Genomic DNA, 23,081 nt, shown 5'->3' on the forward strand with positions numbered 1-23,081 from the left:
ATAGTCGTTGTTAAGCGGCTATCAAGAAATGTAAAAATAGTATTATAGTGTACTTTTTAATTTGGGTACTTTTGATTCACCACTTATATTGCAACTACCAATTAAACCATTGTATTGTACGCTGCGGCATTATGATACACCATTTATTATACCGTGAAGGCGAGAAGGAAATACAGGGGATTAGTGCTTGCAGTTATAATACTGTTTACAGCGGCAAATATATATGCGCAAACTAACGAGTTTCAATTTTCCCGTTTAGATATTACCGATGGTCTGTCGCATAACCAGGTAAACACCATTTTAAAGGATAGCAAGGGTTTTATGTGGTTTGGCACGCTTTCGGGGCTAAACCGCTACGACGGGTATAAATTTAAGGTTTACAAACATATTGAAGGTGATACCACCAGCCTGAATGACGACTTTATAGTTACCATTGCCGAAGGGCCTGATAATAAGCTGTGGATAGAGACCCGTAACGGCTTCAATATTTACGACCCGGAAACAGACCGGTTCAGCCATAATACAGGGCAATACCTCAATTCTATACATGTCCCCGCTACGGGGCTCACGGCCGTAAAAAAGGACCGAAACGGTAATTTTTGGTTTTTAAATGCCAACTCTGGCCTTTACAGGTATCAGCCGTCAGCAAAAAAAACCACGCATATCAGTTATAGGCCGGGTTTAAATGGCTCGATATATAGCAATGCGGTAGTTGACCTTGCATCCGATTCAAAGGGGAATATCTGGCTGGTTTATAACAAGGGTGTGTTAGAGCGTATGAGCCCCGTAAATTACCGCGTAAACTATCGAAAACAATTGAGTCCGCTGCCGCCGGGACTGAACACTGGCTACCGCGTTTTTATTGACGCGCAGGACGATGTCTGGGCTTTTGTGCCCACGTATTCATCAGGTGTTTATTACCTTAATGCAAATCAAAGTGTTTTTAAGCATATTGATAAGGGAAACGGCCCGGATAGGTTAAATACAAATGTGGTATCGAACCTGATACAGGACGACAAGAACAGGATTTGGATAGCCACCGACCACGGCGGTGTGAACCTGTTAAGCAAACACGACTTTAAGATCAAATACATTACCAACCGCGAGGACGATACCAAAACAATAGGGCAAAACAGCATCATCCTTTTGTATAAGGATGATACAGGCATTATTTGGGTAGGTACCTACAAGCGCGGCATTAGCTATTATCACGAGAGCATCATCAAATTCCCGCTTTATACGCATCACTTGTCTGACCCGGGAAGCCTCAGCTTCAGCGATGTGAATAAATTTGTTGAAGACGGGTATGGCAACCTGTGGCTGGGTACCAATGGCGGCGGACTGGTTTACTTTAATCGTAAAGATGGCAGCTTTAAAAAATACCTGCACAACGTCGCCGACCCCGGCAGCCTTACCAACAACGTAATTGTAAGCATGTGCCTTGACCATGAGCAAAAACTTTGGATAGGTACTTATTTTGGAGGCCTTGACTGCTTTGACGGCAAAACTTTTAAACATTACCGCCATAACGACGCGCAGCCGGGTAGTTTATCTGAAGACCGTGTATGGTCAATTCTGGAAGACTCTGATAATAACCTTTGGGTGGGTACCCTTGCCGGCGGCCTTAACCTGCTTGACCGTAAAACAGATACCTTTAAACATTACCGATTGAAACCGGGTGATCAGCAGTCGCTTTATTCAAATTATATTGCGGCGCTGTTAGAGGATAGGCGCAAAAACTTGTGGGTGGTTACCTCGTTCGGGGTTGATGTACTGAACAGGAAAACCAATAAGTTCATGCATTATATACATGACGACAAAAACTCCAACAGTATAGTAAATAACAACACCAATAATATTTTAGAGGATAGCAGCGGGCTGATATGGATAAGTACACGCGAGGGCATCAGTGTACTTGACCCTATCAAACAAAAGTTTACCAATATTACCCACAAGGACGGACTGCCCGACAATACGGTTATAGAATTGCGCGAGGATGACAATCACAACATCTGGGCAAGCACGCCTAACGGCCTGTCAAATATTATTGTAACGCGGGGCGCAAATAAAATAAGTTTCAGGTTTATAAACTATAACGAACGCGACGGTCTTCAGGGCCGCGAGTTTACAGCAAACGCATCCTATAAAACCCGCAGCGGAGAAATGATCTTTGGCGGCGGCAACGGCTTTAACATATTTAAGCCTGTGAGCTTGCGCACCAGCAGGAATGTACCGCCATTGGTTTTTACCGACTTCCAGGTGTTTAACAGGAGTATTGCCGTTGGCGAAAAGGTATACGGAAAGGTTATCCTTACCAATGCCATTGCTAACACAACCTCGGTTGTGCTGAAACATAACGAGAATGTTTTTGGGGTGGAGTTTGCCGCACTTAATTATTTTGATGCGGATAAGGTGAAGTTTGAGTATAGCATGCAGGGGTTTGATAAGAACTGGATAACCGCTGACAACGTTACCCGCAAGGTGGTTTACACCAACTTGGACGCCGGGGATTACACTTTTAAAGTACGTGCATCAAACCCGGGTTTTTGGGCCAGCAAAGAAATAGCCCTGCACGTTACCATATTGCCACCCTGGTGGAAAACCACCATTGCTTACCTGTTATATGCATTGGCATTTGTGGGGGCGCTGTTTTACCTGCGGCATAGGGGTATCCAGAAGATACGCGCGCAGTTTTTGCTGGAAAAAGAGCGAGAAGAGACGCAGCGCCTGCACGAGCTTGACCTGATGAAGATAAAGTTCTTTACCAACGTCAGTCACGAGTTTCGCACGCCGTTGTCGCTTATTATGGCCCCGGTTGATAAGATCATTAAACAAACACACGAACCCGATATACAAAAACAACTTTTGTTGGTAAACCGCAATGCCAAGCGCCTGCTAAACCTGGTTAACCAACTGCTCGATTTCCGTAAGATGGAATACCAGGAACTAAAGCTGCATACCAGGCCCGGGGATATCATCGGCTTTGTCAGCGACTTGGCGCATTCGTTTACAGATGTAGCCGAGCAAAAAGGTATAAGGTTTGTATTTGATGCCGAGGTGGATGAGTTTCACACCACCTTTGACCATGATAAAATTGAGCGCATTATGTTCAACCTGCTCTCCAACGCCTATAAATTTACACACGAGGGTGGCCATGTAAGTTTGTTGATGTACTTTAAAAATGGTGACGATATATTGAAGCGCCAGTTAGAAATTAAGGTAATAGATACAGGGATAGGCATTCGTAACGATAAGCTCGACCGAATCTTTGAACCCTTTTTCCAGAACGATCTCCCCGGTTCTATGCTGAATCAGGGTAGCGGAATAGGCTTATCTATCACCAGGGAGTTTGTGCGCCTGCATGGCGGCGAGATAACTGTAGAGAGTGAATTTAATCAGGGCAGTTGTTTTACAGTTTTGCTGCCGTTACAGGCGCTGGATAAACGCTTGTTTACCGATACGCCTGTGCTTTTGCAGCATGCGGGCGATGCCATATTGAATATTGATAGTCAAAAACCGGTGAGCACAAGGGAACTGCGCGATGGCAAAAAGCCAACCGTGCTTTTGGTAGAAGATAATGACGATTTCCGGTTTTATATCAAGGATAACTTAAAGGACGCGTTTAATATCATCGAGGCCGAAAATGGTAAAAAGGGCTGGCAAAAGGCCCTTGCCCAACACCCCAACCTGGTAGTAAGTGATATTGCGATGCCCGAAATGAACGGCATCGACCTGTGCTTAAAAATTAAAAGCGATACCCGCACCTCGCACATCCCGGTGATACTGCTTACCGCTATGGCAGGCGAAGAACAGCAGCTTAAAGGCCTGGGCACCGGCGCCAGCGATTATATGACCAAGCCTTTTAACTTCGAAATATTGCTGTCTAAGATCAAAAATATACTTAGTCAGCAGGAGTATATGCGGAAAACCTATCAGAAACAGGTAGAAGCAAAGCCAACAGAAATGCACGTTGATTCGCCCGACGAGGTGTTCATAAAAAAGGTTTTGGTGCAGATAGATAACAATATATCTAACCCGAATTTTTCGGTAGAAGAATTGAGCAGCGAAATGTGCGTTAGCCGCTATACACTCTATAAAAAGATATTGCAAATGACCGGCAAAACCCCTAACGAACTGGTACGGCAGATGCGCCTTAAACGCGCGGCCCAATTGCTGTGCACCGGCCATCTTACCATATCGCAGATATGCCACAAAGTAGGGTTTAAAAGCCAGAAGTACTTTGTTAAAACTTTCAAAGCAGAATTTAACACCATCCCGTCGCGCTATGGAGAGAGGGTTAGTGAGTAGATATTGTTAGAATTAATATCGAATAATTAATTTCGAATGCCAACATCGAAGGTATCTGCATGATTCCAATTCAAAATTCGGTGTTGGATATTTCTTCCCAGTGTGCCATAAGTAGTGAAGCTTAACTACCCTTCATTGCCGTTGGCGAAAGCCAACGGATGACAGCATCTCAAACTGTCTTAGCCAAACTTACTTGCTCCTGCGGGTTAATACATTCTCACACAAAATATTCATGCAAAATTTAACGCCTTAAGCTGTTACTGCATAATACTATTTAACCACTTTATAAAGTGAACAGACTACCTATGTGGGGTGCACATTTGTAATTTAACAACTGGAAAGTATATTTAATTATAATTAAATAATTGATAATCAGTATTTTAAATTAAGTTGACATTTGTGCCCCTATATATCCACAACAGGGGTTTCAATAGCATATAATTTTAACCGCTGAATAATCAATAATGCACCGGCAGCAATTGCAGTGGCCTGATTATATAAACCAATTAACCAGTTTTTAAATACTTTTTGAACAAATGCAGGTGCTGTTATATGCCGCAGTAAAGCTGCTGCGGCCTTTACGGCAAGCGAATTAATAAACCACGTACACCAATTTAATCAATATAAACCAACCAAAAACTAATTACTTATTATGGGAAAAATTCTACGAATAGCATTGCTGTTTGCCTCCTTCCTTATTTGCGCTGCAACCATGGCGCAAACCGGGGGCACGGTGATCAAAGGAACAGTAACAGATGATGGCGGCGCCCTGCCCGGCGTTACCGTATCTGTTAAAGATGGCAAAGGTGTTGCCGTAACCGATGTTAACGGCAGGTACAGCATTACGGTTGCGCCAACGGCAAGGGTGCTGGTGTTCAAGTTTGTCGGGCTCGAAACGCGCGAGATCGCCATAAATGGCCAAACTACCATTGATGCTAAATTAAAGGCATCAAACACCTCACTTAACGAGGTTGTGGTAATTGGCTACGGAAGTATCCGCCGGGCTGACATTACCTCGTCTATTTCATCGGTTAGCGAAAAGGACATCAAGAACCTGCCCGTTGCCGGTGTTGACCAGGCTATACAGGGTAAGGTTGCCGGTGTTACGGTAATGAACAACTCCGGCCAGCCTGGTGGCGGCGTTTCGGTACGTGTGCGTGGTATAACCAGCGCTACCGGTTCAAACGAGCCATTATATGTAATAGATGGTGTGCAGTTTGCAAGCAATAATAACAACAGCCTTAACCAGGATTTCCTCGGTGGTGGCTCGGGGCAAACAGGTCAGAGCGTTTTGGCTACCCTTAGCCCGTCGGATATCGAATCTATCGATATTTTGAAAGATGCTTCGGCGCAGGCAATTTATGGTTCGCGCGGTGCAAACGGTGTAGTTATCATCAATACCAAACGCGGTAAGGCAGGCCAGAGTAAACTAAATTACGATGCCTATGTAGGTTTTTCGGAAATACCGAAAAAACTAAAGGTGATGGACCTAAGGCAATATGCCGAATACCGTAACTCGCTGGTGAACGAAGTGCGTGCGGTACCTGGCAGCGGACTTGACAGTACCCTGGAGTTCAGGGATCCATCGGTATTAGGCCATGGTACCGACTGGCAGGACGAGATCTACCAGCGCGGCGTTGTAACCAGCCACCAGTTATCAGTATCGGGCGGCACCGATAGAACACAGTTTTACTTTAGCGGCGGTTACTTAAACCAAACCGGTACGCTTATTAAAACCGGGTTCGACAGGTACACCGTAAGGGCGAGTATAGATCACCAGGTAAACAACTGGTTAAAAATGGGCTTAACAACCAACATGTCAAAAAGCAGCCAGCAAATCGGCTTAAGCGATGGATTTGACGCGGTAACCAGTACCGTATTGTATAATACGCCTGTCTCACCTGTTCGCGATATTTATGGTAACTACATTACCAATGCCAATGTGGGCGGATACCAGATAAACCTTACCAACAACCCGGTTACGCTGGCACAAAACCGTGATGTACGCACGGCTAATAGCAAAGCTTTAGGCGCGCTGTATGCCGAAGTGAAAATTATAAAAGGCCTAACCTTACGTAACGAGGTTAACTACAACTTTAACCTGGAAAGCGACCGGGCGTTTCAGCCGTTCCTGGAAAACAGCATTACCGGCGACGTTATCCTTTCGCCGAGCCGCATCCGCGAGCAACGCACCCAGAGTTTGTATTGGGATGTAAAGAACTTTCTGAATTTTGACCGCTCATTTGGTAAGCACAGCCTAAGTGCAACATTGGGTCACGAAGTTCAACGGTCGGATTACGATTACATCAATGCCAATCGTAACGGCCTGGTGGCAAACCTGCCGTCATTAAACGCCGGCTTGGCCGATCTTACACAGGGCATAGGCGCGGGTGCAGGCACCTGGAGTATGGAATCGTACTTTGCACGTGCAGGCTATACCTTTAACGACAGGTATGCCATATCGGGTACTATCCGCCGCGATGGGTCGTCAAGCTTTGGGCCCGGCAAAAGGTGGGGAACCTTCCCTGCGGTTTCGGCATCGTGGACAGCTACAAATGAAGAGTTCCTGAAAGACCTTAAAAACTTAAGTTATTTAAAAGTACGCTTAGGTTATGGAGAAGTAGGTAACCAAAGTACTTCAGCAAATGCCTTTGTATCAAACATACAACTATTTGGCACCGCGCCTTTTGGTCCGGGCAGCCTTCCGTTCAATGTGGCTAACCCGGATCTGGGCTGGGAATCTGTAAAAACATACAACGCGGGTATCGACCTTACTACCTTAAGCGGCAAAGCCGAATTAACCGTTGATGTTTACAAAAAGATAACCACCAATATGCTTTTGGCAAGCCAGTTGCCATCTTTCTCGGGCTTGGGTACTAACTGGAATGACATCCAGTCGCCAATTACCAATGCCGGCGAAATGACCAATACGGGTATCGATATCGGTATCACATCGTACAACATCCGCAACAAGGATTTCAACTGGAAAACCAACCTTACGTTTAGCCATTACAAAAACAAACTGGTAAGGTTAAATAACCCTACAGCTACCTTAACCGGTATATTTAACGAATACGGCACCAGCAACCTGGTATCGTTGACCGCGCCGGGCAGCCCTATAGGCAGCTACTACGGCTTTGTAACCGATGGTTTATTTAAAAGCCAGGAAGAACTGGCCGCGGGCCCTATTCCGGCAGGTTTAACTGTTGCGCCGGGTTCGTTATGGCTGGGTGATATCCGTTATAAGGACCTTGATGGCAATGGCATTATCAATGATAAGGACGCACGTGTAATAGGCGACCCTAACCCGAAATTCACTTACGGTTTTACAAATACGTTCAGCTATAAAGGTGTGGACCTTTCGGTGTTCCTGTACGGCAGTTACGGCGGCCAGATATTTAATTACACCCGCAGGCAAACCGAAGCCATGTCTAATTCAAACAATAACCAGTTGGTTACCGTGCTTAACAGGTACACGGATACAAATACCGAAACAAATATGCCAAGGTATAACCAGTGGACCAACAACAACACCAGGATATCTGACAGGTATATTGAGAGCGGATCGTACCTGCGCATACAGAATGTGGCATTGGGTTATAACCTGCCAAAAAGCATCATGAGCAAACTTAAAATTGCATCGGTAAGGCTTTATGCATCAGTACAAAACCTGTACACCTTTACCAAATACACCGGGTACGACCCTGAGTTAGGTGCCATAAACAGTACTGTTGGGTTTATGAATGTGGACAACGGCCACTACCCGATACCACGCACGTTTACGTTTGGTACCAATGTTCAGTTTTAATTATAAAAAATAAGCAAAATGAAAAGAAAGATAATATTTCTGTTGGGTGCGATAGCTTGCTTTGGTGTTGCATGTAAAAAGGATTTCCTTAACCATCCATCAACCACCGGGCCTACAACAGATAACTACTATAACGATGCCGAGCAGGTAAATGGCGCTACCGGTATTTTATACAATGCTGTTTGGGGCGATTGGTTCGACAAAGCTTTTACATCGGTAGGCGACCTGTTGGGTGGTACCGTTACCGGTACACAAGGTAACGACCAGTACAACTCGTTTTACAATTTTAATATCCAAAGTACCGACGGGCTGGTGTCAAGCACCTGGAACTCGTGCTACAAGGCAGCAGGCCAGGCATCGGTACTGATACAAACATTCAAAACAAAGAAAGACCTGCTTGGCGGCGGCGGCAACACCGCGTATCTTGACAGGGGCATTGCTGAAGCCCGCTTTATCCGCGGTTTTGCATATTTTTATATTGGCCGCGCTTTTGGCGACGCGCCGATAGTTGATAACCCTTTAGACCTTACCAAACCCGGCGCTTACCTGGTGCCTAAGTATCACCAGAAGGATGTGTTGCGATTTGCCCTGGAGGACCTGCAGGCAGCAGCAGATAACCTGCCCGAAGTTGCCGCCCAGGATGGCCGTGTAACAAAATATGCAGCCCTGGGTATGATGGCTAAAATATACCTTTACCTTAAAGATTATCCTAACGCGGCTGCAAAAGCTAAACAGGTTATTGACTATGCAAACGGCGCGGGTGCAGGCGAAGTAGGGTTGAACCCTGATTACAACGCTATGTTTACCTCATCAACAGTAGCTAACGTTAAAAATAAAGAGAATCTCTTCTCGTTAAGGTGGCTGGCTGCTATGGGCTGGAACGGTGGTAACCGTTTTTCTATCTATGCTGCCCCTCAGCCGCTGGTGCATCCAAAACCAACAGGAGGTAACGGGTACTCGGCAGTAGTACCTTCGTTTGATATGCTTGACCCGGCTACCGGTTACGAAACCGCCGATAAAAGGCGCGGGTGGTCGGTAATGCAGCAGGGCTTTCATAAAGACGAATGGGTGAACGATAACTTCCCGAATGGTTTTACTTATGATACCACCGGCAGAAAAACTGATGACCACTTTATATTTACCGGCACACGTTCAAATATTCAGAAATACATAGTTGGTCCTAACCGCGCCAACGAGCCGGTTACGCCTGATGGCCATACCAGCATGCCTACCTATATTTTGCGCTATGCCGACGTGTTGCTTATTTATGCCGAAGCGGTTTTGGCAGGCGGTGGTTCAACATCTGATGCACAGGCGCTAAAAGCTTTCAACATGGTTCATAACAGGGCAGGGTTAACCAGCTTAACCAGTATCACCATGGATGATATTTTACATGAACGTAAGGTGGAGTTTGCCTTTGAGGGCGATTACTGGTTTGATATACAACGCCAGGGTTTTGCCAAAGCAAAACAGATCATAGCATCGCAGGAAAGGGGTACAGTTGACGGCAACGGGCACCTGACCAGCTTCAAGGCGACTTTAAATTCCGAAGCGCAGTTGTTTTTACCGATCCCGCAGTCAGAAACCGTTCAGGATCCTAAACTGCTTGAACCGGCTGTTGATTATTATAAATAAATGATAACGTATAAATCATCATTGATCATGAAAAATATATTTAAGTTATGGATGGTACTGTTCGTGTTCATCGCGGGGGCATCTGTCATCACATCTTGTACCAAAGAAAACGAAAAGCCGGCTGCGGCATCATCAAACCCTAAGGCGGATAAAATTGAGCCCGATTCGGCTAAAGGCGGCGATGTTTTAACGCTTACAGGGAGCGGCCTCGGCGAAATACAATCGGTAGTGTTTGAAAAAGGCAGTGTACCTGCACCGTTCAATACGGTTTTTAACACCGATAACGCCCTTATTTTCCGCGTACCTGATACGGCAAATGGCGGGCAACAGAATATCATTATTACCAATAAAATTGGTAAGCAGATACTGGTAAACTTCAACGTTATCGCGTTGCCGGTAATATCGAGTGTATCAAACTACAACTTTACCGGCAATACCGAAATTACCATCACCGGTAATAACCTTGCAGATGTTACCTCGGTAAAGTTTAAAGGGTTTAATGATAACATAACCATCGTATCGCAAACCAAAAAAGAGATGGTTATCAGGATGCCCGCAAACAGTACCGTACCCGGGGCGCCGTTAGAAATAACGAATGCTACCGGCCCTATAACCACTACGCAAGTATTTGAGAACCTGGATATGGCCTACCAGATATTTACAGACGGCTATGGTGCCGACGGGTGGGCCAACAACTCATGGGGCCCCGCAACTATATCTACCACGGTATCAAAATCGGGTACTTCATCTTTTGCAGCCACATACGCAAAAGGTAACTGGTCTGCCGATGGTTTCTCGAACTGGTGGCCCGGCCTGGCATCGAAAGCGGAGTATCAGTATTTGACGTTTTGGGTTAAAGGAGCATCGCAGGATTATACCCTCTACCTAACCGCCGATAAACGTCCTAAAGGGTATGGCAATAACGACGAAACTACGCCGCTTACCATCCCGGCAAACGTTTGGACCTACTTCAAGATCCCGGTATCCACCGCCGCGTTATGGAGCACAGGGAATACCCTTAATACTATAGGCTTTTGGATTAAAGGCCCTAACGACCAGGATGAGACGTTTTATTTTGATGATGTGATTATTGTAAACCAGTAATACTTTAACCGAACCGGCAGGTGGCCCAACACCTGCCGGCCGGTTAATATTATTACTGTTGGTTTTTGATGTGAGGAAAGGAACAGTGTTAACAATTAAATATTTATACAATTAATGTTAAATTCGTATCAATATTCGTTAGTGGACAAAAACAGTAATTACTACTATGCCAAATAATGTTATGCGTGAGATAACGCCGCTTACCCCAAGCGATTGTTTTACTATTTTTTCGCGTGTAAAAAATAAGTTCGATTTTCCGCTTCATTACCACGAAGAATATGAATTGAACCTTATACTCAACGCCGGCGGCGCAAAACGAGTAGTAGGCGGGCATATCGAAGTTATTGACGATCTGGAACTGGTGCTGGTAGGTCCAAACCTTTACCATGCCTGGTTTACGCACCAGTGCAAAAGCGAGGCAATAAACGAAGTAACCATACAATTCCATAAAGACCTGTTCGACGAAAAATTTTTACGGCGTAACCAGTTAAGCTTTGTAAAGAGCATGCTGGAGCGATCGCAAAGGGGGATAGCCTTTTCGCCTGAAACTATTATTGCGCTTAAAGACAGGTTGTTATCGCTTGATAAAAAGAATGGGTTTGATGGTGTATTAGAGTTGTTGTCCATATTGCACGACCTTTCAATCTCGCGCAATATGAAAACCTTGTCGGATCCGAGCTTTACCAATGACAAGTTTTACTACAACAGCCGGCGGATAGAAAAGGTATTCGAGTACATGAATACCAACTACAATAAGCAGGTAAGCCTGGCCGAAGTAGCCCGTATAGCCAATATGCCCGAAGCATCCTTCAGCAGGTTCATCAAAAAACGCACAGGTAAAACTTTTATCGACAGCCTCAACGAGATACGGCTTGGCCATGCGTCGCGCATGCTGATAGACAGCACTACCACCGTAGCCGAAATAGCTTATAAATGCGGCTTTAATAACATCTCCAACTTCAACCGCATCTTTAAGCGCAAAAAGTTTTGCATCCCAAAGGAGTTCCGGGAAACCTACACCGGTAACCGCGTTTTTATATGAGTTTAGCGACTAAAAGTGGCTAATAACAAATTTAAGGTTAAAATAGTATTACATAAGGGGTAATTAAATCGTCTATTTTAGCAGGCACCAATATTTACAAAACTTTAATCAATGAGATTATCTCTGATAGATATTTCCATTATAGTACTGTACCTGCTCAGCACCATTTTTATCGGCTTTTGGTATCGTAAAAAAGCGCGCGAAAATAAAGACAGTTATATGCTTGGCGGCAAAAGCCTGCCATGGTATAAACTGGGTTTAAGCGATGCTTCGGATATGTTTGATATAAGCGGCACCATGTGGATGGTGAGCCTGTGCTTTGTGTATGGCATGAAGAGTATCTGGATACCCTGGCTGTGGCCGGTATTTAATCAGGTATTTTTGATGATGTACCTGTCGCGTTGGCTGCGCCGTTCAAATGCTACTACCGGCGCCGAGTGGCTTGCTACCCGCTTTGGAAAAACCGGCGCAGGCGTAACCAGTTCGCACCTGGTAGTAATAGCATTTGCACTGTTAAGCTGCCTGGGCTTTATGGCCTACGGCTTTATAGGCCTGGGTAAATTCATCGAGATATTTGTGCCGTGGAATCTGATCAAAGGTTACATACCATTTGATGTAGCGCCGCAGTATGTACCGCATATTTACGGCATCACCTTTACGCTCTTTGCCATGTTTTACTCCATTTTAGGGGGCATGCACAGTATTGTTACCGGTGACATGATCAAGTATGGCATCATGACGGTGGCATGCGTGTGGATAGGCTTTATAGCGGCGGGCCAGTTAAGCAGTAATCATTTAAACGTACCCAACGGGTGGTATACACCGTTCTTTGGCAAGCACCTGGGCCTTAACTGGTCGGGCATTATCACCGAGGTTAACCAAAAAATAAAGAGCGACGGTTATTCACTGTTTGCGTACTTTTTTATGATGATGACCTTTAAGGGGTTCTTCGCGGCGCTTGCGGGCCCCGCGCCGAATTATGATATGCAAAAGATTCTTTCAACCCGCTCGCCCGAAGAGGCCAGCAAAATGAACGGATTTGTAAGCGTTATCCTGCTGCCTATCCGTTATACTTTGATCATCAGCTTAACCGCCTTAGGTTTAATATACTACCGACAGATGAACCTGGCAGATGGTACGGGTAATATCGATTTTGAACGGATATTGCCTGCTGTTATCAATAATTTTTTACCGGTTGGGTTAGTTGGCTTGCTGCTTGCCGGTTTGCTGGGCGCATTTATGAGCACCTTTAGCGGCACCATGAATGCCGCACAGGCGTACATCGTAAATGATATCTACATTAAATATGTAAACCCCGCGGCATCCACAAAAAAGATCATCACCATGAACTACGTGGTTGGGATAATTGTGGTAGCGGTAGGTGTGATACTTGGCTTTTTTGTGCAGGATATCAACAGTGTGCTGCAATGGATAGTATCGGCCCTATACGGGGGGTACATCGCCTCCAATGTGCTAAAATGGCATTGGTGGCGCTTTAATGCCAATGGCTTTTTCTGGGGTATGCTTGCGGGCATCTTATGCGCTATGCTATTTTCATTGCTGGTAAAGTTCGGCTACATCCCCGAAGGGCAATTACTGTTCTGGTTCCCGGTGCTGTTCCTGGTATCGCTGGCAGGTTCAGTCATCGGCTCGTATGCCGCACCGGCAACGGATATGGCTGTGTTGCAATCTTTTTACACCAACGTAAGGCCCTGGGGTTTTTGGGAACCGGTTAAAAATATCGCGTTAGCAAACGATCCATCGTTTCAGCCAAACAAAAATTTTAAGTTAAACATGTTCAACGTTGTGGTGGGCACCATTGCGCAGTGCTGCTTAACTATACTGCCCATGTACCTGGTGCTGTGGCAAAAAAGCTCTTTACTAATTACCATAGCCATTTTAGCGGTAATGATGGTGATATTGAAACGTACCTGGTGGGATAAACTAAAAGAATACTAATAAAATGACACAGCAATTTAAAGACAGGTTGGCAGGATTAGAGGAAGCATACGCGAAGCTGATCGATATAAATAACGAGGTTGACGGGCTGGGCAACGGTGTTTTCGACCGTTATAAATACCCGGTACTTACCGCGCAGCACGCGCCCCTGTGCTGGAAATACGACCTTGACCCCGATACCAATCCCTACCTGATGGAACGCTTTGGCATTAACGCGGCATTTAATGCGGGGGCTATTAAGTTCAATGGAAAGTACATACTGGCGGTTAGGGTTGAGGGCGCCGACCGAAAATCGTTCTTCGCGATAGCGGAAAGCCCTAACGGGATAGATCATTTTGAGTTTTGGGAACACCCCATTACCATGCCCGAAACCGGCGAGCCTGATACTAACCTGTATGATATGCGCCTTACCGAACATGAGGACGGCTGGATCTACGGCTTGTTCTGCACCGAAAGGCGCGACCCCGAGGCTCCTGCGTACGACCAGAGCATGGCCATAGCCGCCTGCGGCATTGCCCGCACAAAGGACCTGGTTAACTGGGAACGCCTTGCCGACCTGCAAACCAACTCGCCGCAGCAGCGTAACGTAGTTTTACACCCCGAGTTTGTGAATGGCAAATACGCTTTGTACACCCGCCCCCAGGATGGCTTTATCAGCGCGGGTAAGGGCGGCGGCATAGGTTTTGGCCTCTGCGATAGCATGGAAAATGCCGTGATCGACCATGAGGCTATTATAGACAATAAGCAATACCACACTGTTTACGAGGCCAAGAACGGGCAGGGCCCCGCGCCAATAAAAACGGCCAAAGGCTGGCTGCACCTGGCACACGGCGTGCGCAATACCGCGGCAGGCTTGCGTTATACACTGTACATGTTCATGACCGATTTGAACGAGCTTACCAAGGTTACCTACAAACCCGGCGGCTACTTTTTAGCCCCCGAGGGTATAGAGCGTATTGGGGATGTATCGAACGTGGCCTTTTGCAACGGCTGGATAGCGGATGAGGACGGCAAAGTGTTTATTTATTACGCATCTTCTGACACGCGCATGCATGTGGCTACCACAACGGTTGATAAATTGCTGGATTATGTAATGAACACCCCGGCAGATGGCCTGCGATCGGCGGCATCGGTGAATACCATTAACAGCATCATTAATAAAAATAAAAGCCTTTTAGCGGTACAATAGGTGATGGAAACGGGGGCGGAGTATAGCGTTAAAGATCAGCAGGCAACCTATGAAAAGGAACTTACTGCCGAGCTGGCCAACATTCTGAATTACTGGATGGCCAACACGGTGGATGAGCAGTACGGCGGTTTTTACGGCAGGATAGATAACGATAATCATGTTATCGCCGATTCGCCAAAAGGCGCGGTGCTGAATGCGCGCATACTGTGGAGCTTTTCGGCCGCGTATAACCTCGATCCCGATAAGCGCTATCTGGCAATGGCCAATAGGGCTTACCAGTACATACTTAAACATTTTATTGATGCTGAGTTTGGCGGTGTGTATTGGTCGGTTGACCATCTGGGTAACCCGCTCGATACCAAAAAGCAGGTTTACGCATCGGCTTTTACTATTTATGCACTGAGCGAATACCACAAGGCGTCCGGCGCAGTCGAAGCAAAAGATTACGCGGTGGAGCTTTATAGGGTTTTAGTAGATAAAAGCTACGACACCCAGCGCACTGGTTACCTGGAGGCCTTCACCAAAGAGTGGCAGCCAATAGCCGACCTGCGCCTGAGCGCCAAGGATGCCAACGAGAAAAAAAGCATGAACACCCACCTGCACGTGCTGGAAGCCTACACTACGCTGTATAGTATCTGGCCGGATGGAGGACTGCGAATACAGATACAAACGTTGATAAATAACTTTCTTGACCATATCATTGATAGTGAGACCAACCACCTGGTATTGTTTTTTGATGAGGACTGGAATAAAAAGGGCAACACGGTATCGTACGGGCATGATATCGAGGCTACCTGGTTGCTTTTGGAAGCAGCCGAAGCTGTTGAGCACCATGAATTGATAGAAAAAATCAAGCAGATCTGCATCAAAATTAGCGATGCAACTAAGCAAGGATTAGATACAGATGGCGGCCTTTGGTACGAGTACGAACCAGCCGAGGGCCACCTGATAAAAGAAAAACACTGGTGGGTACAGGCCGAAGCTATGGTAGGCTTTTATAACACCTGGCAAATAAGTAACAACAAGGAATATCTTGAGCTGTCGCTCCGAAATTGGGCTTTCGTTAAGCAACACATATTAGATATTCAGAACGGTGAATGGTTTTGGGGCGTTTACGCTGATGGCAACGTGATGCAAACTGAAGACAAAGCCGGTATCTGGAAATGCCCTTACCATAACAGCAGGGCGTGTATCGAATTAATTAAACGAATAAGCAGACAGTAACACCAATGAAGAAACATTTCTTGAAAACAGGCATGGCCGCATTAGTGGCCCTGGCCGTGCTGCAATCTTGTAAAAAGGATGGCGCGCCTCAAAATAACAATAGTAACAACAATGGGAGCGATAGTGGTAACGGGGAAATAATTGCCCCCAACAACCCTGATATTGCCGCAACGCAGGGCTTTTTCCTGGATGGCTGGCAGCCCAAAACATTTGCTGCGCCGGTATCTTCAAATACAGTAACCAAGCCTGCCGCGGGCGCGGTTGTGGTAACGGTTGAAGTAAGCCAGGTAATAACCAAGGTGTCAAAAAACCTGTTTGGTAATAACACCAACCCTTTTATGGGGCAGTATGTAGACCAGCCCGTTTTAATGCAGCAGCTTACAGATTTGTCGCCTAATATCCTGCGTTTCCCGGGCGGCAGCTTGTCTGATATTTACTTTTGGAATGGCAGCAACAAAGCTCCGGATGACGCCCCTGCGCAATTACCTGATAATGCAGGTGCCTATAAAGATGCAGATTACTGGTACGGCAACAATACCGCCGAGTGGACCTTTACCCTGGACAACTATTACAAGGTATTACAGCAAACCAACAGCACGGGTTTAATCACCGTAAATTATGGCTACGCGCGTTATGGCACCAGCGATAAACCTGCAGAAACCGCTGCGCATTTGGCCGCTGATTGGGTACGTTATGATAATGGCCGCACAAAATATTGGGAAATAGGCAACGAAAATTATGGCAACTGGGAGGCGGGCTATCGCATAAACCCAGCCGCCAATAAAGATGGGCAGCCGGCTATACTAAACGGCGCCATTTACGGTATTCACTTTAAGATATTTGCCGATTCGATGCGAAAGGCGGCTGCCGAGGTTGGTAACACCGGTATCAAGATAGGCATGGTAACTACAGAGGCCGACGAAAAAGGCAACACATCAACCATTATACAAAACTGGAACAGTAACGCCATGGCGACATCAGGCACTTCACCTGATTTTTATGTAGTGCATAACTACTATACGCCGTACATGCAAAACTCAACGCCCGAGGTGATACTGGCTACCCCGCCAAACGTAACTTTGGATATGATGAACTGGGTGAAAACATCGCTGCAAAAGGCGGGCTTGCCGCAAAAACCCGTTGCGCTTGATGAGTGGAATATATTTTCGACAGGATCGAAGCAGATGGTATCGAATGTGGCGGGTGTGCATGCGGTAATGACTTTGGGGGAACTCATTAAAAACCAGTATAGTATGGCCAGCCGCTGGGACCTGGCCAACAGTTGGGATAACGGCAACGACCATGGTTTGTTCAGTAATAAAAACGACGAACCCGGCGCCCCGGCCTGGAACGCGAGGCCTGCGTTTTACTATATGTATTTTTTCCAGAAGTATTTTGGCGACAGGATGGTAAATTCGTCGGTAACGGGCAGCCCGGAGATCTTTAGTTATGGGTCGTCGTTCCAATCAGGTCAGGCAGGGGTGGTGCTGGTAAACCGCGGCAGCCTCGACAGGAACGTTACCGTTTCCATAAAAAACTTTAGCGCTGGCAGTAAATACTACTATTACACGCTTAACGGCGGCACGGATAATGCCCCTTTCTCTCGCAAGGTGTTTGTCAATGGCACAGGCCCGGCGGCCGAATCTGGCGGCCCGGTAACTTACAAAACTATTGCTGCCAACACCGCAGCCATAGCAGGCGGAATAATTGTTACCGTTCCTGCGCGCGGAAGTGTATTTTTAGTCGCCGAAGGCAAATAATAGTTTAAGTTGTGATGAGCCAATTAAACCCCATCCCAACCCTTCCCCAAAGGAGGAGGGCTTTAGAATAGAAGATTTAATGATTTACAAAGTAAAGTCCTCTCCTTTGGAGAGGACTTAGGTGAGGCTTAAAGAGGCTCATTAATTAATATCGATATATATGAAAAATACTTTTGGTTACGTTGCTTTCGTTTTGCTGTTTATTTGCAGCGGAGCGGCTAACGCACAGTTATACAACCCCTGCGATAAGCAAGCCACTCACGAAACCCGGCAATTGTTTTACAGTATGCAGCGCCTGGTTGGTGCGGGCGCGATATTTGGCCACCACGATGACACCGCTTACGGAATAGGCTGGTGTTATGAGCCTAATCACTCGGATGTAAAAACGGTTACCGGATCGTATCCCGGTTTATATGGTTGGGACCTGGCCAAGATAGAGCACGACAGCACAAGGGATATCAACGGTATCCCATTTAAACTACAGAAGAAGCTGGTGCGCGAGGCTTATGATCGGGGCGGTATCAACACCTTTTGCTGGCATATGGATAACCCCGCCAACGGTAAGACCGCCTGGGATACCAGTATGCGAACGGTTAAAGAGCTGCTTCCCGGCGGCGCTTACCACGATGTGTATGTAAAATGGCTCGAAAAAGGGGCTGATTACTTGGCGGGTTTAAAAGGCCCTAACGGCGAGGCTATCCCGATTCTGTTCAGGCCGTTTCATGAGCTTACGGGCAATTGGTTTTGGTGGTGCGCAAATACCAGCACGCCCGAAGAGTTTAAAAACTTGTGGCGGTTTACGGTTGATTATATGCGCCATACCAAAAAACTGCACAACCTGCTCATCGTGTTTTCGGCAGCCGATTTTGATAGCGAGGCCGATTTTATGCTGCGTTATCCGGGTGATGATTATGCCGATTTTATTGGCTTTGATAATTACTGTTACAACAGCGTGCCCGATTATCAAAAAAAGCTGGATATGCGTTTAGGGATACTGGATGCCATAGCCGCTAAAAATCATAAATTGGTGTGCCTGCCCGAAACAGGCTACGAGCAAATACCACAAGCCGACTGGTGGACGAAAGTTTTACTGCCAACCATTGCCAAACACAAAACCTCCTACGTAATGGCATGGCGCAACGGCCGTGCCGATCATTACTACGTACCGTACCCCGGCCAGGTAAGCGAAGAAGATTTTAAACGATTTTTTAATAGTCCGCAGGTGTTGTTCGAAAACCGGCTGGCCCCGTTAGCAGTATACGGCAGATACATAGCGCCGTAGAGACGCGATACTTCGCGTCTTAACTATTATGGTAATAAGTAAGGATCCGTAAAGCCATGGGCTATCGACCATGGACTATAAATTCACATTCACCCCGAAAAAGTAATTGCGCGGCGGCGATGGGTTATAATAACGGTTACCCACCGCGTTCAGGTCGTTACCGAGGCTGTATTTTTGGTTAAGCAGGTTATCCGCCCCTGCGTAAAGCTCAAAGCGCGTTTTGCGGCCGATACGATGCTGCCACGACGCCTTGGCCTGCAGCAGGTGATATTTGCCCGCGTAAACCGTATTGGCGTCGTTCAGCGGGATAGACGATGTGTAGTTATGCTGCACAAACAGTGCAAAGTTTTGCGGGAATAAGGTTTGTAACGACGATACAATTACTTCTCGTGGCACACCTGTTAAACGGTTGCCCGAATAATTAGCGCCGGCCACATTGTAATCCCTGAATTTAAAGCGACTAAGGGTTAGCGAAGTATTAAATTGCAGCCCGCGGATAAACCGGTTAGTATTACTACGGATAAGCCAATCGGTAAAGGCCAGTTCAAATCCCGGCTGGTTAGTACCGCCCGCGTTGATGTAGTATTCGGTTTCGTCCGGGTTCAACCTGCGGACGATAGACTTGTTTAACTTATAATAAAACACGGAGGCATCCAGCAAAAGGCTTTCATCGTTATTGCGCAGGCGCAGGCCGGTTTCATAGTTCCAGCCAAGCTGCGCCTGCAAGCCGGTATTAATGATATTATCTGTCGGCCTAACCTCGGCCGTAGTAGGGCTCGAATATCCGCGACTAACAGTGCCCCGCCATATAAAGTTATTGGTTACCTTGTATGACAGCGCTATCCGGGGCATCAGCACCGCATCAAAGTCGCGGTTGGTAAACGCACCCTCGTTCAACGGTTCCAGGTTACGAAATTTGTAGCCATAATAGTTTAGGCTTGCTGCAGCTTCCACATGCAGGCGTTTAAAAATATCAGCTGCATATCGCGCAAAAAAGAAATGCTGCCCGGTGTTTATCTTATCTATTTTCTGAACGTCGCCCTTTTCGCCGGCATTGTTATCGTAATTGCTTATACTCGAATTAGTTTGCTGCCATTCCATACCCAGGTTCAGCTTCCAGTCAAAGTTTTCCTTTTGGGTGGCGCCCAGTTCAAAGTAAGTGCGCATGCCGTAAGTGTTTTCGCTGCGCTGCTCATAATTGGTGATGAAAGGGTTCGCAAAATCTACATGGTTGCCAAATATCGCCAGCACATTACGGATGCGCCCGGTTATTCGGGCATCGTTAACCAGTCCGCCCAAAAGCAGTTTTGTATTGATACCGATCTTTTGCTGGATAGCGCCAGGCAAGGTAGCGGTTGGCAGCCTTGCGCTGCGCGGATCGGCCTGCATCTGCGCCAGGTTTAAACCGCCGGGCGTTTGATAATCAAGGTCGGCAAACATTAGCAGCGCACGCAATTCGCTTTGCTGGCCATAGCGGTAAGCATCTCCTGCCTGTAGATAAGTGCGGTGCATGCGGCTGTTTTGGCGGTAACCATCATACGTTTGGTACGATTGATTAAAGTTGAAGCGGTTCTTAGCGTTTGTGTTTTGAAAGGAAAGCTTCTCATGAAACAACCCATACGAACCGCCGTTTATCCCTGCCGTAAGGTAATTGCTATCTATACGGTTAACGGGATTCAGCAAAACAACCCCGCCCGAATTCGCCCCAAAAAGACTTCCATCCGGCCCTTTAACGACCTCTATGTGGCGTATGTTGGCAATATCGATGGCGTTGAGGTAAGTGTTGCCGCCCGCATCGGTGAGCGGTATCTCGTCAAAATAAATTTTAATATCCCTAACCCCAAACGGAGATCGTAATAAGCTGCCGCGGATAGACAAACGGTAACTCCCCGGCGACCGCTCTTCGGCACGTACACCCGGTACGGTATTCAGCGCGGTAACAAACGAATTATCGGGCTGTACCTTTAATTGCGCTACACCCAAAACACTTACTGATGCCGGTATGCTTAGCACCGGCTGCTCCGAAAGATAAGCTTTAACTATAACTGGCTTTAAGTGAAGCAGGGTGTCGGTTTTAACGGCGGGTTTAGTTTGCGCGGCAGCCCCTGCGCAAATTATCAGGGTTGAAAATAAACTTAAGCAGTATTTGATCATATCAGGCAGCGAAGTAAACAAAAATAGCCCTTTACACTGTAACGGGCTATCCTTGTTAAAAATATTACAAACTTTTTAAGCCTCACCTAAATCCTCTCCAAAGGAGAGGACTTTGCCAACAAATCATCGGGATTTAGCCCTTCTCCTTTGGAGAAGGGTTGGGATGAGGCTATTTATTTAGCGCTTACACGCCATATGCGGTTACTGGCATCGTCGGCTACCAGCAGCGAGCCATCTTTAGCAACAGCTACACCAACCGGTCGGCCGTAAACCTCGCGCTTTTCCAGATTGGCAACAAAGCCCGTTAAAAAATCCTCCATCTGCGGGGCTGGTTTGTTATTGGTAAACGGCACAAAGCCTACCTTGTAACCCGATAAAACGGACCTGTTCCACGAGCCATGCTGACCAATAAAAGCGCCGTTAACATACTTAGTGGGAAACATTTTTCCGGTATAAAACACCAGCCCCAGCGATGCCGTATGCGGGCCTAAGGATAAGTCGGGGGTAATGGTTTTCTTTACCATATCCGGGCGTTTTACTTCAGTCCGCGGGTCCTCATGCTGCCCAAAGTACGCCCATGGCCAGCCGTAAAAGCCGCCTTGTTTAACACTGGTAAGGTAATCGGGTACCAGGTCGTCGCCCAGTTTGTCCCGTTCGTTAACAACCGCGTATAACACGCCGGTACCCGGCTGCAGGTCTATCCCGGCAGGGTTGCGCAACCCGCTGGCATACACGCGCTCGCCGCTGCCATCGGGGTTTATTTCCAGCACATCGGCGCGGCGCTTTTCCACATCCATGCCGTGCTCGGCTATGTTGGTGCCTGAGCCTACCGAAACATATATTTTAGTGCCCGCCGCATTCGCGCGGATGTTGCGTGTCCAGTGGTTATTGTACCCGCCGGCAGGCAGCGATAATATCATTTTGCCCGGCGCGGTTATTTTGGTTTGCCCGGCCGTATAATCGTATTTCCACAAGCCATCGGTGTTGGCTACATAAAATGAATTGCCCAGTATCAACATACCGTATGGCTGATTTAAATTACTCAAAAACACCCTACGCAGGTTGGGTATGCCGTCGCCGTCGGTATCGCGCAAAATGCTTATGCGATTAGCGCTTTTACCCAGGTTTTGCGAAGCCGCTACGCCGATGATCTTGGCGCCTATCTTTTTAATGCCCTTAACCTCGGTATTGGCTTCGGATACAAAGATATCGCCGTTGGGGGCCACATAAATATTGCGCGGGTTGCGCAGGGTATCGGCAAATAAATTAACGTTAAAGCCCGCGGGTGCAACCGGCGTTTTACCTGCGGGCCAGCCAATCACCTTGCTGTAATTGCTTACAGATTTTGTTTGGTAGGGCGCGGGCAAATTAACACCCTGGCTTGCCGGCGTGTTAATTTCATCGGCTTTAGAGGCGTCTACTTTTTTTTGTTTGCAGCTCGCAGCTAAAAGAGTAATGCTTGCTATGTATAGGAGATGTGTTCTGAAGATCGGCATGCTGAAATAACCTGCGCACATGGGTTTTGTTTTGCGGATGTATTACCTAAACGCCTTTATTACAAAGATTAACGCATTTATGTGACAAAAAAATATATTTTTGAATAAGTTGTACGCCAG

At 46.7% G+C, this 23,081-nt stretch carries 12 protein-coding genes; 10 read left to right on the forward strand and 2 right to left on the reverse strand.

The genetic code is table 11. From position 1 onward, the window contains the following. Positions 1-183 precede the first annotated feature (183 nt). From GWR56_RS08115 to GWR56_RS08160, 10 genes are all read left to right on the forward strand, one after another. A complete protein-coding gene (locus tag GWR56_RS08115; protein ID WP_238395331.1) occupies positions 184-4,308 on the forward strand; it encodes a hybrid sensor histidine kinase/response regulator transcription factor in 4,125 nt (1,374 codons plus the stop codon). Between the two features lie 652 nt (positions 4,309-4,960). Beyond that, positions 4,961-8,116 carry a TonB-dependent receptor gene (locus GWR56_RS08120; RefSeq protein WP_238395332.1) on the forward strand — a complete coding sequence of 1,052 codons (3,156 nt, stop codon included), beginning with the start codon at positions 4,961-4,963 and terminating at the stop codon, positions 8,114-8,116. Positions 8,117-8,134: 18 nt separating this feature from the next. Further along, positions 8,135-9,751 (forward strand): RagB/SusD family nutrient uptake outer membrane protein, encoded by a 1,617-nt coding sequence (locus GWR56_RS08125; protein ID WP_162430622.1) that lies wholly within the window; start codon positions 8,135-8,137, stop codon positions 9,749-9,751. 27 nt (positions 9,752-9,778) lie between these two features. Continuing rightward, on the forward strand, positions 9,779-10,855 hold the full coding sequence (locus tag GWR56_RS08130) for an IPT/TIG domain-containing protein (RefSeq protein WP_162430623.1): 1,077 nt from the start codon (positions 9,779-9,781) through the stop codon (positions 10,853-10,855). Positions 10,856-11,021: 166 nt separating this feature from the next. Further along, positions 11,022-11,897: an AraC family transcriptional regulator gene (locus tag GWR56_RS08135; protein ID WP_162430624.1), complete on the forward strand. Its 876-nt coding sequence runs from the start codon at positions 11,022-11,024 to the stop codon at positions 11,895-11,897. A 111-nt stretch (positions 11,898-12,008) separates the two neighbouring features. Continuing rightward, entirely contained in the window at positions 12,009-13,856 is a 1,848-nt protein-coding gene (locus GWR56_RS08140) for a sodium:solute symporter family protein (RefSeq protein WP_162430625.1), read from the forward strand. Between the two features lie 4 nt (positions 13,857-13,860). Further along, positions 13,861-15,045 (forward strand): glycosidase, encoded by a 1,185-nt coding sequence (locus GWR56_RS08145; protein WP_162430626.1) that lies wholly within the window; start codon positions 13,861-13,863, stop codon positions 15,043-15,045. A 3-nt stretch (positions 15,046-15,048) separates the two neighbouring features. Continuing rightward, positions 15,049-16,269 (forward strand): AGE family epimerase/isomerase, encoded by a 1,221-nt coding sequence (locus GWR56_RS08150; RefSeq protein WP_162430627.1) that lies wholly within the window; start codon positions 15,049-15,051, stop codon positions 16,267-16,269. A gap of 5 nt (positions 16,270-16,274) precedes the next feature. Beyond that, positions 16,275-18,029 (forward strand): alpha-L-arabinofuranosidase, encoded by a 1,755-nt coding sequence (locus GWR56_RS08155; RefSeq protein WP_162430628.1) that lies wholly within the window; start codon positions 16,275-16,277, stop codon positions 18,027-18,029. A 160-nt stretch (positions 18,030-18,189) separates the two neighbouring features. Beyond that, positions 18,190-19,311, forward strand: a complete 1,122-nt coding sequence (locus tag GWR56_RS08160; RefSeq protein WP_162430629.1) for a glycoside hydrolase family 26 protein — start codon at positions 18,190-18,192, stop codon at positions 19,309-19,311. A gap of 75 nt (positions 19,312-19,386) precedes the next feature. Here the strand turns inward: GWR56_RS08160 and GWR56_RS08165 are convergent, their stop codons facing one another. Together GWR56_RS08165 and GWR56_RS08170 are read right to left on the reverse strand one after the other, a co-directional pair. Next, positions 19,387-21,465: a TonB-dependent receptor gene (locus tag GWR56_RS08165; protein WP_162430630.1), complete on the reverse strand. Its 2,079-nt coding sequence runs from the start codon at positions 21,463-21,465 to the stop codon at positions 19,387-19,389. Positions 21,466-21,638: 173 nt separating this feature from the next. Further along, the gene (locus GWR56_RS08170; protein ID WP_238395333.1) at positions 21,639-22,982 is read right to left on the reverse strand and encodes a sorbosone dehydrogenase family protein; all 1,344 of its coding nucleotides are present in this window, start codon (positions 22,980-22,982) and stop codon (positions 21,639-21,641) included. Positions 22,983-23,081 lie beyond the last annotated feature (99 nt).

This window comes from Mucilaginibacter sp. 14171R-50 (assembly GCF_010093045.1).
Lineage (GTDB): Bacteria > Bacteroidota > Bacteroidia > Sphingobacteriales > Sphingobacteriaceae > Mucilaginibacter.

What these genes read in the sequence shown, in the direction of transcription:
- GWR56_RS08120 (WP_238395332.1), top strand. Translation starts at nt 4,961, where the DNA reads ATGGGAAAAATTCTACGAATAGCATTGCTGTTTGCCTCCTTCCTTATT.
- GWR56_RS08125 (WP_162430622.1), top strand. Translation starts at nt 8,135, where the DNA reads ATGAAAAGAAAGATAATATTTCTGTTGGGTGCGATAGCTTGCTTTGGT.
- GWR56_RS08130 (WP_162430623.1), top strand. Translation starts at nt 9,779, where the DNA reads ATGAAAAATATATTTAAGTTATGGATGGTACTGTTCGTGTTCATCGCG.
- GWR56_RS08135 (WP_162430624.1), top strand. Translation starts at nt 11,022, where the DNA reads ATGCCAAATAATGTTATGCGTGAGATAACGCCGCTTACCCCAAGCGAT.
- GWR56_RS08140 (WP_162430625.1), top strand. Translation starts at nt 12,009, where the DNA reads ATGAGATTATCTCTGATAGATATTTCCATTATAGTACTGTACCTGCTC.
- GWR56_RS08145 (WP_162430626.1), top strand. Translation starts at nt 13,861, where the DNA reads ATGACACAGCAATTTAAAGACAGGTTGGCAGGATTAGAGGAAGCATAC.
- GWR56_RS08150 (WP_162430627.1), top strand. Translation starts at nt 15,049, where the DNA reads ATGGAAACGGGGGCGGAGTATAGCGTTAAAGATCAGCAGGCAACCTAT.
- GWR56_RS08155 (WP_162430628.1), top strand. Translation starts at nt 16,275, where the DNA reads ATGAAGAAACATTTCTTGAAAACAGGCATGGCCGCATTAGTGGCCCTG.
- GWR56_RS08160 (WP_162430629.1), top strand. Translation starts at nt 18,190, where the DNA reads ATGAAAAATACTTTTGGTTACGTTGCTTTCGTTTTGCTGTTTATTTGC.
- GWR56_RS08165 (WP_162430630.1), bottom strand. Translation starts at nt 21,465, where the DNA reads ATGATCAAATACTGCTTAAGTTTATTTTCAACCCTGATAATTTGCGCA.
- GWR56_RS08170 (WP_238395333.1), bottom strand. Translation starts at nt 22,982, where the DNA reads ATGTGCGCAGGTTATTTCAGCATGCCGATCTTCAGAACACATCTCCTA.